9 protein-coding genes are annotated in these 14493 nt (G+C 60.4%); 4 read left to right on the top strand and 5 right to left on the bottom strand.

Annotated elements, in window-relative coordinates:
• The first annotated feature begins 664 nt into the window (after positions 1–664).
• Positions 665–2872, top strand: a complete 2208-nt coding sequence (gene yccS / locus ABDX87_RS16160) for a YccS family putative transporter (RefSeq protein WP_346828789.1) — start codon at positions 665–667, stop codon at positions 2870–2872.
• On the opposite strand, the gene ABDX87_RS16155 is transcribed toward yccS, so the two are convergent.
• A complete protein-coding gene (locus ABDX87_RS16155) occupies positions 2853–3590 on the bottom strand; it encodes a substrate-binding periplasmic protein (RefSeq protein WP_346828788.1) in 738 nt (245 codons plus the stop codon). The two genes, yccS and ABDX87_RS16155, sit on opposite strands and share 20 nt — an antisense overlap.
• A gap of 324 nt (positions 3591–3914) precedes the next feature.
• On the opposite strand from ABDX87_RS16155, the gene ABDX87_RS16150 reads away from it, so the two are divergent.
• A complete protein-coding gene (locus ABDX87_RS16150) occupies positions 3915–4373 on the top strand; it encodes a GNAT family N-acetyltransferase (protein ID WP_346828787.1) in 459 nt (152 codons plus the stop codon).
• Positions 4374–4523: 150 nt separating this feature from the next.
• Here the strand turns inward: ABDX87_RS16150 and ABDX87_RS16145 are convergent, their stop codons facing one another.
• Genes ABDX87_RS16145 through ABDX87_RS16135 form a run of 3 tightly spaced genes read right to left on the bottom strand, consistent with a single transcriptional unit; the run spans position 4524 to position 7546 of the window.
• Entirely contained in the window at positions 4524–4820 is a 297-nt protein-coding gene (locus ABDX87_RS16145; protein WP_346828786.1) for a winged helix-turn-helix domain-containing protein, read from the bottom strand.
• Between the two features lie 32 nt (positions 4821–4852).
• A complete protein-coding gene (locus ABDX87_RS16140) occupies positions 4853–5365 on the bottom strand; it encodes a M48 family metallopeptidase (RefSeq protein WP_346828785.1) in 513 nt (170 codons plus the stop codon).
• Positions 5366–5404: 39 nt separating this feature from the next.
• Positions 5405–7546 (bottom strand): two-component system response regulator, encoded by a 2142-nt coding sequence (locus ABDX87_RS16135; protein ID WP_346833535.1) that lies wholly within the window; start codon positions 7544–7546, stop codon positions 5405–5407.
• A 318-nt stretch (positions 7547–7864) separates the two neighbouring features.
• On the opposite strand from ABDX87_RS16135, the gene ABDX87_RS16130 reads away from it, so the two are divergent.
• Entirely contained in the window at positions 7865–8536 is a 672-nt protein-coding gene (locus ABDX87_RS16130; RefSeq protein ID WP_346828784.1) for a polysaccharide lyase family 7 protein, read from the top strand.
• A 71-nt stretch (positions 8537–8607) separates the two neighbouring features.
• On the opposite strand, the gene putP is transcribed toward ABDX87_RS16130, so the two are convergent.
• A complete protein-coding gene (gene putP, locus ABDX87_RS16125; protein ID WP_346828783.1) occupies positions 8608–10092 on the bottom strand; it encodes a sodium/proline symporter PutP in 1485 nt (494 codons plus the stop codon).
• Positions 10093–10443: 351 nt separating this feature from the next.
• On the opposite strand from putP, the gene putA reads away from it, so the two are divergent.
• A complete protein-coding gene (gene putA / locus ABDX87_RS16120) occupies positions 10444–14397 on the top strand; it encodes a trifunctional transcriptional regulator/proline dehydrogenase/L-glutamate gamma-semialdehyde dehydrogenase (RefSeq protein WP_346828782.1) in 3954 nt (1317 codons plus the stop codon).
• Positions 14398–14493 lie beyond the last annotated feature (96 nt).

The raw sequence follows: 14493 nt of genomic DNA, 5'->3' as shown, positions 1-14493 counted from the left end.
GTCACGCGGTCCCTGTGGGAGCAATCCGAGGTTACGAGGGTCGCGAAGAGGCCGGTACAGTCAACACATCTCCGGCAGCTGAAAGACCGCATTCGCCACCGTCGTAACCTCCGGCAGCTCCCACAACGTATACCGGGCAAGCTCCCACAGGATTTGTGTCGGATACTTCCACAGGGTTTGTGCCGGGCACCCACAGGATTTGCCGGGCGGTATCCGTCGCATCACGCGGTCCCTGTGGGAGCAATCCGAGGTTACGAGGGTCGCGAAGAGGCCGGTACAGTCAACACACCTCTGCCAGATGAAAGTCCGCATTCGCCACCCTCGTAACCTCCGGCAGCTCCCACAAGGTTTGGACCGGGCAAGCTCCCACAGGGTTTGTGCCGGGCGGTATCCGTCGCATCACGCGGTCTCTGTGGGAGCAATCCGAGGTTACGAGGGTCGCGAAGAGGCCGGCACAGCCAACACACCTCTGGCAGCTGAAAGTCCGCATTCGCCACCGTCGTAACCTCCGGCAGCTCCCACAAGGTTTATACCGGGCAGCTCACACGGGGCTGGGTGTCGATGGCGAATTCGGAATAAATTTTGCTAACCGGATGTACAGCGCGCACCGGGCGCTGTACATATCCTTCAGCAGAATTAATCGCGAACAAGGCCGTCAGCGTTCATGGCATCGAAATCGTTGCGCAACACCTTCCGCCGCCTTTGGGCGCTGGACAAGTTTTCCTACAGCGTGCGGGTTTTCATCGCGCTGACCGGCAGCATGGCGCTGTGCTGGTACCAAAACGAAATGTCGCTGGTGATCCCGCTGTTCCTCGGGATTATCGCCAGCGCCCTGTCTGAAACCGACGACAGCTGGCAAGGCCGCCTCAACGCACTGGCCGTGACGCTGGTGTGCTTCAGCATCGCGGCGCTGTCCGTTGAATTATTGTTCCCCTACCCCGTCCTGTTCATCTGCGCCTTCGCGCTGGCGGCGTTCTGCCTGACGATGCTCGGCGCGCTGGGCGAGCGTTATGGCGCGATCGCCTACGCGACCCTGATTCTCTCGGTCTACACCATGATCGGCGTGGATCAGCGCGGCGGCGAGGTCACCGACTTCTGGCACGAACCGATGCTGCTGGTGGCGGGTGCGGCGTGGTACGGCTTGCTGTCCGTGCTGTGGCAGATGCTGTTTTCCAACCAGCCCGTGCAGCAGGCCCTGGCGCGGTTGTTCCGCGAACTGGGTCTGTACCTGAAGCTGAAATCGGAGCTGTTCGAGCCGATTCGCACCCTGGACGTCGAAGCCCGGCGCCTGGAGTTGGCCAAGCAGAACGGCAAGGTCGTGGCCGCGCTCAACGTGACCAAGGAAATCATCCTCAACCGAGTCGGCAGCGGGCGGCCAGGCTCGAAAGTCAGCCGCTACCTGAAGCTGTATTTCCTCGCTCAGGACATCCACGAGCGCGCCAGCTCTTCGCATTACCCCTACAACTCGCTGGCCGAGGCGTTCTTCCACAGCGACGTCCTGTTCCGCTGCCAGCGCCTGCTTCGCCAACAGGGCAACGCCTGCCGCGACCTGTCGGTGTCGATCCAGCTGCGCCAACCGTTCATCTACGACGACAGCTTCGCCCATGCGCTGGACGACTTGCGCGCCTCCCTCGAACACTTGAGGATTCAGAGCAATCCCGCCTGGCGCGGTTTGCTGCGCTCGCTGCGCGCACTGGCGAACAATCTGGCGACGCTGGACCGCCTGCTCAGCGACGCCAGCAACCCGGACGCCCTCGCCGACGCCACCGACAGCAGCCTGCTGGACCGCTCTCCCCGTACTCTCAAAGACGTCGTCACCCGCATCCGCCTGCAACTGACGCCCACGTCATTGTTGTTCCGGCACGCCCTGCGCCTGCCGCTGGCGTTGGTGATTGGCTACATCATGCTTCACCTGATTCACCCGTCGCAGGGCTACTGGATCATCCTGACCACGGTCTTCGTCTGTCAGCCGAGCTACGGCGCCACACGACGTAAACTCGGCCAGAGGATCATCGGCACCGCCATCGGCCTGACCGCCGGCTGGATTCTGTTCGACTTGATCACCACGCCTGTCCTGCAATCGATGTGCGCGGTGCTGGCCGGTGTGGTGTTCTTCGTCAACCGCACCACGCGTTACACGCTGTCGACGGCCGCGATCACCGTCATGATCCTGTTCTGCTTCAATCAGGTCGGAAACGGTTACGGGTTGTTCCTGCCACGCCTGATGGACACCTTGCTGGGCAGCCTGATCGCAGGCCTGGCCGTGCTGCTGTTCCTGCCTGACTGGCAAGGCCGTCGCCTGAACAAAGTGTTGGCCAACACCCTGTCCTGCAACAGCATCTATCTGCGTCAGATCATGCAGCAATATGCGCAAGGCAAGAGCGACGACCTGGCCTATCGGCTTGCCCGCCGTAACGCCCACAACGCCGATGCCGCCCTGTCGACCACGCTGGCGAACATGCTCATGGAGCCAGGGCACTTCCGCAAGGAAGCTGATGTGGGCTTCCGCTTTCTGGTGCTCTCGCACACGCTGCTCAGCTATTTGTCGGGCCTGGGCGCGCATCGGGACACCCAGTTACCGAGTGATGTCCGCGAGCAATTGATAGAGGGTGCAGGCGCCCAGCTGGCGTCGAGCATCGATGAGATCGCCCATGGCCTGGCAACACGGCAACCCGTGGCCGTGCACAGCGATGCAGAAGAGGCGCTGGCCGCGGATCTGGAGCAGATGCCGGAAGAGATCGACGAGGCTCAGCGTCTGGTGCAGACCCAGTTGGCGCTGATCTGTCGCCAGCTCGGGCCGTTGCGCACGCTCGCCGCGCACCTGATCAAGGCGCCGGAGAAAGAAGGCGAAATTACAGACCGTGCAGCTTGAACAGCTTGTCGTAGGTGCCGTCGGCTTTCATGGCCGCAATGGCCTTGTCGAAGTCCGCGACGATTTTTTCGTGATCGGGGTTCTTCAGGCTGACCAGAATATGCAGGCTGTTTTCACTCAGTGATTTAGGCAGGAACTCGACGTTGTCGCGCACTTCATCAGGCTCGCGACTGAGCGCGAAACGTGCGGCGTACTCGTCTTCAACGGTCAATTCCACTCGCCCCGCCGCCAACATGCGCACGGCGGTCGAGAAGCTTGCGACCAGCACCTTTTTCAATTCGGCATCACTGTCGAACGCGGGCGAATAGGCGTAACTGCGCACCACGGCGATTGAGTATGGGTGCAGCTGGGTCAGGCTCTGGTAGTCAACAGTTGAGGTCTTGCGCTTGAGAAAGCGCAAGCGATTGACCATATATTCGCCGGAAAACTGGCCGATGCGCGTGCGGTCTTCGCTGTACCAGGCATTGATCAAGATGTCGTATCGCCCCTCTCCGATACCATGAATGGCCCGCGCCCAGGGCACTTGCTCGTATTCGGTGGTATAGCCGGCACGGCCCAGGGCCGTGCGTATCAAGTCGGTGGAGAGACCGTCGTTGAGCAGCGAGACATCCGCATAAGGCGCCCACGCGTCCCCCGCCAGACGCAGTTTCTGAGCCAGGGTGTCCTGCGCGATCAGCAGTAACCCCAGCAGACCCATGGCTCGAAGCAAACGCGACATGCTCAAGATCCTTAGGCAGACGGCCAGTCTGCATTTGTTTCAGCTGCGATAAAGCGACTGTGACGTCCCTGGTGCGAGCGACGGGCAACGTGCATGGCCCGGATGAGGCAATGTGCGGCGATAGCAAGTGGCCTTCATTGAAGACCTGTTCTACGTTTTCCACAACTCTTAAGAGGACGATGTTTGTGCGGTCGTTCAAAAAAGTCGTACAAGAAAACTATGGCATGCACAACCCAACTGTGAAGGGTCACCACACGGTTACTTTGGGCTGACAGCAATATGCGTTTAGTATCCGCCATGGACTTCTTTTCGTGAGCTGGCGACATGTCGATCAACTGGATTTGCAAACACCATACCGCCCTGAGCAAAGAGCAGTTGTACGCCATCTTGCAATTGCGCGCGCAGGTGTTCGTGGTGGAACAGAAATGCTGGTATCAGGACGTCGACGGCCAGGATTTACTGGGTGACACCCGGCATTTGATGGCGTGGCAAGACAACGAACTGGTGGCATATCTGCGCTTGCTGGACCCGATCCAGCAGAACGGTGACGTGACCATCGGTCGCGTGGTGACTGCTCCATCAATGCGCAACAAGGGCATGGGCCACGAATTGATGGTGCAAGCGCTGGAACACGCGGAGCGCAACTGGCCGGACCAGCCGATTTATCTGTCCGCGCAGGCGCACTTGCAGGGTTATTACAGCCGTTATGGTTTTAATCCGGTGGGCGATGTGTATGTCGAAGACGGCATCCCGCACCTCGGCATGCGCCGGGATCTGGATTAAGTCCTCATGCTCACGTAGCCGGTAGTTTGAGCCGGACTTGTGGGAGCGAATTCATTCGCGATACGGGAGTAGAGTCGATACAGATGTATCGGATGTAAAAACTTCTCGCGAATGAGTTCGCTCCCACAGTATTCATCTCTGGCCATCCCCTCAGGGATACCCCAACACCGCTTTGACCTGCCGCAGGTTCTGCACAATCCATTGCCTGTCGATCGCGCCCCAGTCGCGAATCCGGTAGCCGCCTGCGTGGTTACGCCCGCCGTCCAGTTGCTCGAACTCACAGACGATGTCCAGATCGGCCAACGCCGCGATGGTGTCCTGCGCGGTGCGGCGCGGCATGCCCGTGACCTCGGTCAACGCTGGCACGCTACTGGCCATTTCAGTGTCGATCAGGTACGCCACGTAAAGCCGGCGGTAGAAGCTGCTCTTGGTCTTGCTGACGTCCATCGTCATGTCCTTGTCGAAGAGAAAGGGGGTCGCTAACCCTGCTGCATGTCGCGCCATGTCAGGTAAATGCGCAGATCGAATTCCAACTGGTGGTAACCCGGCTGCATGTGCTCGCACAACTGGTAGAACGCCTTGTTGTGCTCGGTCTCTTTGAAGTGCGCGAGTTCGTGAACCACGATCATCTTGAGGAACTCGGGGGCTGCGTCCTTGAATAACGACGCGACGCGGATCTCCTTCTTCGCCTTGAGCTTGCCACCCTGCACACGCGACACCGTGGTGTGCAGGCCCAGTGCGCGATGCGTCAGATCAAGGCGGTTGTCGAAGAGCACTTTGTCGATGCCGGGCGCATTGCGCAGGTATTCCTGCTTGAGCGAGAGCGCATACGCGTACAGCGCCTTGTCGCTCTGCACGTCATGACGTCCCGGATAGCGTTGCTCCAGATAGGCGCCCAGTTTGTCCTGAGCAATCAGTTGCCGGACCTGATCCTGCAAGGAGGCCGGATAGGCCTGCAGGTATTTGAGCGGCGTTGTCGCGGTGAGGGTCATGTTCGGATCGAAGGAGTGAAAGGGCGTCAGTCTACCGCGTCAGCGCTGTTCAAGCAGCGGATGGGTCGTCGGCAGAACAATCGGCTCGACAAAACGCAAGGCCTCATCCGGCGTCATCGGATGCGCCAGCAGGAATCCCTGAATGATCTCGCAGCCGTTGGCCACCAGCCATTGATATTGCTCCAGCGTTTCCACACCCTCGGCGATGACGTCGATGTTCAGCATCCGGCACAGGTCCATGACCGTGCGCGCCACGGCAAGATCACGCGGCGAACTCATCATGCCGCTGATGAAGTGCCGGTCGATCTTCAGCGTATCCAGGTCGAGGTTTCGCAGATGGGCCAGCGAGCTGTCGCCTGCACCGAAGTCATCCAGCGACACGCGCACACCAATGTCGTGCAGGCTTTGCAGTTGCTTGCGACTGTGCACCAGATTGTGGACCAGCGAAGGCTCGGTGATTTCAACTTCCAGCTGGCGCGGTTGCAGGCCGTGGATGTGCATCGCGCGCTGCAACTCGGCCGCCAGATTGGGCATGCTGAATTGCGCCGGGCTGACGCTGACACTCATCACCAGATCCGCCGGAAAGATCCCGTCCCACCGTTGCAGCTGCGCTGCGCCCTGCTCGAAGATCCAGCCTCCCAGCTTGTTGATCAGCCGGGTTTCCTCCAGCAACGGAATGAACAGGCTCGAAGGCACATCGCCGGCGTCCGGGTGATTCCAGCGCAACAACGCCTCGAAACCACGGGTTCGCCCCGTGATCACGTTGATCTGCGGCTGGTAGACGATAGAGAAATCCTTGCCCTCGATCGCCGTGCGCACGCTTTCTTCGAGCATCAAGCGGGAACGGGCACGACCATTCATATACTGATCGTAGAAACGGTACTGATGGCGACCGGCGCGCTTGGCCTCATACATGGCGATGTCCGCCGCACGCAGCAAACCGTCCAGGTTGGTGCCGCAGTCCGGATACACCGCGATACCGATGCTGGCACCCAATGTCGCCTCGATTCCGTCGACAACACGCCGGGCAGACACGCGATCAATCAGTTTTTCCGCGACTTTGGCGGCATGTTCGGGAAAGTCGAGTCCGTCGATCACGACCACGAATTCGTCGCCGCCCATTCGCGCCAGCACGTCATAAGGCCGCAGGCATTCCTTCAATTGCTCGGCAACCCAGACCAGCACCTGATCACCGGCATCGTGGCCCAGCGAGTCGTTCACGTGCTTGAAGCCGTCCAGATCGAGGTACAGGACCACGAGGTATTTACCGGCATGCTCGTTGCGCGACAACATGCCTTCGACGGTCTGGTAGAAGCCACGACGATTGAGCAGCCCGGTCAGCGAATCGGTCACGGCCTGTAGTTCAAGCTGACTGTAGAGGTCGCGTACCACCGACATGTCGAGCACGCTCAACACCATCGCTTTCTGTTCTTCCGGCAAGGGCGCGCAAGACAAGGCCACCGGCAGCTGGCGCCCCTCGGGCGTGCGCATGACGGCATCGTGGACCCGGTAGGTGTCGGCGCGCCGGTAGTGGTGATAGAACCCCGAATCGGTCCAGGCAGTGACCACCGGCTCCTGCAGATAACAGCACAACCCGGTACCACGCAGCTCGCCGTCTGTCATGCCCAGCAATCGGCAGATCGCCGGATTGGCAAAGCTGATGATGCCGTCTTCGTTGACCACCAGAATGCCTTCAGCCACGTTGGCCAATACCGACGCGTTGAACGCCCGTGCCGACTCCAGCTCGCGGCTGAGTTTCTGCAAGGCACGCCGGTTGTGCTGATGTTCCAGCAGGGCCTGAACCTTGGGCTTGAGGATATTGGGATCGAACGGTTTGAACAGGTAGTCCACGGCGCCGCTGGCATAGCCTTTATGCACAGCGTCGCGCGATTGTTCGTTGGCGGTCAGAAAGATGATCGGCGTCAGGCGGGTTCGCTGACTGCCACGCATCAGGCGGGCGACTTCAAAGCCGTCCATTTCGGGCATCTGCACATCAAGCAGGACGAGGTCGACGTCCACATCAAGAAGCAGGCCCAACGCCTCCATGCCTGAACTGGCGGTGACGATTTCCCAGTCCTGGCGCTGCAGGACGGCACGCATCGTGACCAGATTTTCCGGGTAGTCGTCGACCACCAACAAGACTGACTTGCCATTGGGTGGTTGGGATTGCGCGCATTCCATGCTGCTACTCATTCACTTCTACTGCCTTGTGAAGGGGCTCCGCCCATGATCCGGTTGGCGATTACTCTAGACCCGAATGGAAAAAAAAGAAGGCAGGCCACCGTTTTGCCATCCTAAATCAGGATCCAATCCGACTAACGGTCATCGCCCTGAGCGGTCCTCCCACCCTGCCGCGCATCAAAAATAGCGGCAATTTGACGTCAACCGCTCGACGGATTCACGTTAACAAACGGCGAGGTGAAACGTATAAGGAGCACCCCTCAAACCCTTGCGCCAGACACGTTTGCTGGCAATGAGACATATCGGACGAAAGACACAATGATTGATTTGGGAACCTGGAATTTGAGTATTCCAGTGGGCTCGCCACCCGCCACCATCGAAACGAAACAATTGCTTCAGGGTTATGACGACAAATACTTCAAGTCCGGGTCATCGAATATCAGCTTCTGGGCGCCAGTGACCGGCGCAAAGACTGCCAACGCGATCTACCCCCGCACCGAGTTGCGTGAAACCTGGTCCAACGGCACGCTTCACAACTGGACCTACACCGAAGCCGACAACTTTCTGAACGCCAAGCTCAAGGTGCTTCAGGTCCCGTCTTCCGGGCGAATCGTGATCGGCCAGATCCATGTCTACGAGAGCACTCAGCCGCTGCTCAAGCTCGAATATCAATACCAGGATGCAACCAAGGACGGGATCATCGTCGCCAAGGTGCGATTCCATCCCGACGACAAGAAGGCACGTATCTTCACCATCGCCGAAGGCATCCATCTCAACGAAACCTTCAATTACGTCATCCACCTCAACAAGGCCGGGCTGCTCAGTGTGAAGGCAAAGAACATGGTGTGGAACGACCGCATCAGTGCCACCTGGAGCAAGCAACAGCTGTACTTCAAGGCCGGGGTCTATACCCAGGACAACACCGGGTACACCAGCGAAGGCGGCAAGGCGATGTTCTTCAATCTGGATGTCGACCACAACAAGTCTTGATCGAGCGTCTGCGCCAACGAAAAAAGCCCGCGCTTCTCATGAAACGCGGGCTTTTTATGAGGCCAGACGGTTTACGCCTCGCGGTACTCTTTTTCAGCCGCGTCGAATCGCGCCTGCATGCCAGCGGTAGGGCCTTTGCCCAGCACGCTGAACACCACAATGGCGAGGCTGGCGAAGATGAAGCCCGGAATGATTTCGTACAGACCCAGCAGTTCGAAATGCTTCCAGACCACGACCGTCACAGCGCCCACCAGAATGCCGGCCAACGCGCCATTGCGGGTCATGCCCTTCCAGATCACCGAGATGAGCACGACCGGACCGAATGCAGCACCGAAGCCTGCCCACGCGTAGCTGACCAGCCCCAGCACCCGGTTTTCGGGGTTGGCGGCCAGGGCAATGGCGATCAACGCCACCAGCAGCACCATCGCACGGCCGACCCACACCAGTTCACGCTGCGAAGCCTGCTTGCGCAGGAAGGCTTTGTAGAAGTCTTCGGTCAGCGCGCTTGAGCACACCAGCAACTGGCAGCTCAAGGTGCTCATGACCGCCGCCAGAATTGCCGACAGCAGCACGCCGGCGATCCAGGGATTGAACAGGATCTTGGCCAGTTCGATGAACACACGCTCATGGTTTTCGGTCACGGGACCGGCAACGTCAGGATGTGCCGAGAAGTAGGCGATGCCGAAGAAGCCCACGGCGACCGTGCCACCCAGGCACAGGATCATCCAGGTCATGGAGATACGGCGGGCCTTGGCGATCGACTTGACCGAATCAGCCGCCATGAAGCGCGCCAGGATATGCGGTTGGCCGAAGTAACCCAGCCCCCAGCCCATCAAGGAAATCACACCGATGAAGGTGGTGTTCTTGAGCATGTCGAAGCTGGTCGGATCTTTCGCCTCGATGGCCAGGAACGTGGTGTCGACGCCACCGGTGGCCAGCAGCACGATGATCGGCGTGAGAATCAGCGCGAAGATCATCAGCGTGGCCTGTACCGTATCGGTCCAGCTCACGGCGAGGAAGCCACCGATGAAGGTGTAGGCAATAGTAGCAGCAGCGCCCGCCCACAATGCCGTTTCGTAGGACATCCCAAAGGTGCTTTCGAACAGACGCGCACCGGCAACGATGCCCGAGGCGCAGTAGATGGTGAAGAACACCAGGATCACGATGGCCGAAATCACCCGCAGCAGGCCGCTGGTGTCTTCGAACCGGCTGGCGAAGTAGTCCGGCAGGGTCAATGCGTCGCCGTTGTGCTCGGTCTGGACGCGCAAACGACCGGCGACGAACAGCCAGTTCAGATAAGCGCCGACGATCAACCCGATGGCGATCCAGCTTTCCGACAGGCCCGACAGGTAGATGGCGCCTGGCAAGCCCATGAGCAGCCAGCCGCTCATGTCGGAAGCACCCGCTGACAGCGCAGTCACGACGCTGCCGAGGCTGCGCCCGCCCAGAATGTAATCCGACAGGTTGTTGGTGGAGCGATAGGCCATGAGTCCGATGAGGACCATTGCCGCGATGTAGATCACAAACGTGATCAAAGTTGGATTGCTGACGCTCATTGTGTGTCCGTGCGTTGTTTTTATGGCAGGAGCAACGGGTTGCACCAAGGGCGCGCATGCTAGTCAACATCGCAAGCGAGGCGCAACCCACAGATGAGAATTAGTTTCAACTTTCCCCGCATAAATTGTAACCAACTGGAATACCTGCTCTTTTTTCGCGCGCTACGAGGCATCTTGCAGGCCGCAGGCACCAAGGCTGTGCGACAAATTACCGGCCTCCCTGGGCGCTCAGACGGCAGCTCGGAAATATCTGGAAAAAACCGGTTGCACCCGGTTGCACCCTAACTTTGGCACAGCTACTCTTGGCGGCAGCTATAGCCACACACATCGTGGCTCTTATGAGGACAAGACATGGCGACCACCACCCTGGGTGTCAAACTCGACGACCCGACCCGCGAGCGATTGAAAGCTGCTGCGCAGTCCATTGACCGGACCCCGCACTGGCTCATCAAGCAGGCGATTTTCAATTACCTCGAAAAACTCGAGGGTGGTGCAACCCTTAGCGAACTCAACGGCCAGGGCAGTAAGGACGCTGACGATCAAGGCGAACTGCCGGTGGATAACGCCCATCAGGCATTCCTTGAGTTCGCCGAAAGCATCCTGCCGCAATCGGTACTGCGCGCCGCCATCACCTCGGCCTATCGCCGCCCCGAGCCGGAAGTCGTGCCGATGTTGCTGGAACAGGCGCGCCTGCCAGCACCGATGGCGGACGCGACGCACAAACTGGCCGCTTCGATTGCCGAAAAACTACGCAATCAGAAGAGCGCGGGCGGGCGGGCCGGCATTGTGCAGGGCTTGCTGCAAGAGTTCTCGCTGTCGTCGCAGGAAGGCGTGGCCCTGATGTGTCTGGCCGAAGCGCTGCTGCGTATTCCGGACAAGGGCACGCGTGACGCGCTGATTCGCGACAAGATCAGCACCGGCAACTGGCATCCACACCTGGGCAACAGCCCGTCGCTGTTCGTCAACGCCGCCACGTGGGGCCTATTGCTGACCGGCAAACTGGTCAGCACCCACAACGAAGCCGGGCTGACGTCCTCACTGAGCCGCATCATCGGCAAGTCCGGCGAGCCGATGATCCGCAAGGGCGTCGACATGGCCATGCGCCTGATGGGCGAGCAGTTCGTGACCGGCGAAACCATCGGCGAAGCGCTGGCCAATGCCAGCAAGTTCGAAGCGAAAGGCTTCCGTTATTCCTACGACATGCTCGGTGAAGCGGCGCTGACCGAACACGACGCGCAGAAGTACCTCGCGTCGTACGAGCAGGCGATCCATTCGATCGGCAAGGCGTCGCACGGCCGCGGCATTTACGAAGGTCCGGGGATCTCCATCAAGCTGTCGGCGCTGCATCCGCGTTACAGCCGCGCGCAGTACGAGCGTGTGATGGAAGAGCTCTACCCGCGCCTGCTGTCCCTGACTCTTCTCGCCAAGCAGTACGACATCGGCCTGAACATCGACGCCGAGGAAGCCGACCGTCTGGAGCTGTCGCTGGACCTGCTCGAACGCCTTTGCTTCGAACCGCAGCTGACTGGCTGGAACGGTATCGGCTTCGTGATTCAGGCGTACCAGAAACGCTGCCCGTATGTGATCGACTACGTCATCGATCTGGCCCGCCGCAGCCGCCATCGCCTGATGATCCGTCTGGTGAAAGGCGCTTACTGGGACAGCGAAATCAAACGCGCCCAGGTCGAAGGCCTGGAAGGCTATCCGGTCTACACCCGCAAGGTGTACACCGACGTGTCCTACATTGCGTGCGCTCGCAAACTGCTGTCGGTACCGGAAGTCATCTACCCGCAGTTCGCGACTCACAACGCTCATACCCTGTCGGCGATCTACCACATTGCCGGTCAGAACTATTACCCCGGTCAGTACGAGTTCCAGTGCCTCCACGGCATGGGCGAACCGCTGTACGAGCAGGTTGTCGGCAAGGTCGCCGATGGCAAGCTGAACCGGCCGTGCCGTGTCTACGCCCCGGTAGGCACTCACGAAACCCTGTTGGCTTATCTGGTCCGTCGTCTGCTGGAAAACGGCGCCAACACTTCGTTCGTCAACCGCATTGCCGACCAGTCGATCTCGATTCAGGAGCTGGTGGCCGATCCGGTCTCCAGCATCGAACGCATGGCCACGCAGGAAGGGGGGTTCGGTCTGCCACATCCGCGCATTCCGCTGCCGCGTGATCTGTATGGCCGTGAGCGCGCCAACTCGGCCGGTATCGACATGGCCAACGAACATCGCCTGGCCTCGCTGTCCTCGGCGCTGCTTGCTACTGCGCACAACGACTGGAAAGCCGGCCCGATGCTGGGCAGCCCGGTCAGCGCGGGCGCCGAAGCGCCTGTCCTGAACCCGTCGGACCTGCGTGATGTGGTCGGCCATGTTCAGGAAGCCAGCCTGGAAGACGTCGACAATGCTTTGCTTAGCGCCCTGAGCGCAGGCCCGATCTGGCAAGCCACACCGCCGGCCGAACGCGCTGCCATCCTTGAGCGCGCCGCCGACCTGATGGAAGCCGACATCCAGCCGCTGATGGGCCTGCTGGCCCGCGAAGCCGGCAAGACCTACGCCAACGCGATCGCCGAAGTGCGCGAGGCTGTGGACTTCCTGCGCTATTACGCTGTGCAGGCACGCAACGACTTCAGCAACGACGCGCACCGTCCGCTGGGCCCCGTGGTGTGCATCAGCCCGTGGAACTTCCCGCTGGCGATTTTCAGCGGTCAGGTCGCTGCCGCTCTGGCTGCCGGTAACCCCGTGCTGGCCAAGCCCGCCGAGCAGACGCCGCTGGTGGCCGCACAGGCCGTGCGCATCCTGCTCGAAGCCGGTATTCCGGAAGGCGTGGTGCAACTGCTGCCAGGCCGTGGTGAAACCGTCGGCGCGCGGCTGGTCGGTGATGAGCGCGTCAAAGGCGTGATGTTCACCGGTTCCACCGAAGTCGCTCGTCTGCTGCAACGCAACATCGCCGGACGCCTTGATGCCCAGGGCCGTCCGATTCCACTGATCGCCGAAACCGGCGGCCAGAACGCAATGATCGTCGACTCCTCTGCTCTGACCGAGCAGGTGGTCATCGATGTGGTGTCTTCCGCCTTCGACAGCGCCGGTCAGCGTTGCTCGGCGCTGCGCGTGCTCTGCCTGCAGGAAGATTCCGCCGACCGCGTCATCGAAATGCTCAAAGGTGCCATGGCCGAAAACCGCCTGGGCAACCCTGAACGCCTGTCGGTCGACATTGGTCCGGTCATCGACGCCGAAGCCAAGGCTGGCATCGAGAAACACATCCAGGCCATGCGTGACAAAGGCCGCAACGTGTATCAGGTCGCCATCGCCGACAGCGACGAGATCAAGCGTGGCACCTACGTGATGCCGACCTTGATCGAGCTGGAAAGCTTCGACGAACTGCAACGTGAAATCTTCGGTCCGGTCCTGCACGTCGTGCGCTACAAGCGCAAAGAGCTGGATCAACTGATCGCACAGATCAACGCTTCGGGTTACGGCCTGACACTGGGCGTGCATACCCGCATCGACGAAACCATCGCCAAGGTGATCGACTCGGTCAACGCGGGCAACATGTACGTCAACCGCAACATCGTGGGTGCCGTGGTGGGTGTGCAGCCGTTTGGTGGCGAAGGCCTGTCGGGCACAGGCCCGAAAGCCGGTGGCCCGCTGTACCTTTACCGCCTGTTGTCGACCCGTCCGGTCGATGCCGTGCAGAAGTCGTTCGCCAACCGCGATGCCGAGGCTGCGCCGGACACACGCATGCGTGACAGCCTGCTCAAGCCGCTGACCGCGCTGAAGGCCTGGGCTGCCAGCCAACAGCTGACGGAACTCGACACTCTGTGCGCGCAGTTCGCCGAGCAATCGCAAAGCGGCGTTACCCGCCTGCTGGCGGGCCCGACCGGCGAGCGCAACAGCTACAGCATCCTGCCGCGTGAGCATGTGCTGTGTCTGGCGGACGACGAAGCCGACCTGTTGACCCAACTGGCTGCCGTGATGGCTGTCGGCAGCACGGCCATCGTGCCGGACAACGAGCTGAGCAAGCCACTGTACAAACGCCTGCCAAAAGACGTTCAGGCACGCATCAAGCTGGTGAGCGACTGGAGCAAAGACGACGTCGTCATCGACGCCGTCCTGCACCACGGCGACTCCGATCAGTTGCGCGCCATCTGCGAGCAGGTTGCCCTGCGCAGCGGCGCCATCGTGGGCGTTCACGGCCTGTCAAAAGGCGAAACGGGCATCGCGCTGGAGCGTCTGGTCATTGAACGTGCATTGAGCGTCAACACCGCTGCAGCAGGGGGCAACGCGAGCTTGATGACCATCGGGTAATTCCGGGGCGCCAGCTTCATGGAGCTGGCGAAACGCAATCTTCATGGAGGAGCGCTTGTCCGCGATGCGTCAATGCAGACACCCCATCGGTGCCTG

The sequence above is a fragment of the Pseudomonas abietaniphila genome, from assembly GCF_039697315.1.
Taxonomy (GTDB): Bacteria; Pseudomonadota; Gammaproteobacteria; order Pseudomonadales; family Pseudomonadaceae; genus Aquipseudomonas; species Aquipseudomonas abietaniphila_B.
This window is presented reverse-complemented; position numbering and strand designations above follow the sequence as displayed.

Bases quoted from the DNA above. Each gene is read 5' to 3' on its own strand.
- putA (WP_346828782.1), top strand. From the start codon at position 10,444: ATGGCGACCACCACCCTGGGTGTCAAACTCGACGACCCGACCCGCGAG.
- ABDX87_RS16150 (WP_346828787.1), top strand. From the start codon at position 3,915: ATGTCGATCAACTGGATTTGCAAACACCATACCGCCCTGAGCAAAGAG.
- yccS (WP_346828789.1), top strand. From the start codon at position 665: ATGGCATCGAAATCGTTGCGCAACACCTTCCGCCGCCTTTGGGCGCTG.
- putP (WP_346828783.1), bottom strand. From the start codon at position 10,092: ATGAGCGTCAGCAATCCAACTTTGATCACGTTTGTGATCTACATCGCG.
- ABDX87_RS16130 (WP_346828784.1), top strand. From the start codon at position 7,865: ATGATTGATTTGGGAACCTGGAATTTGAGTATTCCAGTGGGCTCGCCA.
- ABDX87_RS16135 (WP_346833535.1), bottom strand. From the start codon at position 7,546: ATGGAATGCGCGCAATCCCAACCACCCAATGGCAAGTCAGTCTTGTTG.
- ABDX87_RS16140 (WP_346828785.1), bottom strand. From the start codon at position 5,365: ATGACCCTCACCGCGACAACGCCGCTCAAATACCTGCAGGCCTATCCG.
- ABDX87_RS16145 (WP_346828786.1), bottom strand. From the start codon at position 4,820: ATGGACGTCAGCAAGACCAAGAGCAGCTTCTACCGCCGGCTTTACGTG.
- ABDX87_RS16155 (WP_346828788.1), bottom strand. From the start codon at position 3,590: ATGTCGCGTTTGCTTCGAGCCATGGGTCTGCTGGGGTTACTGCTGATC.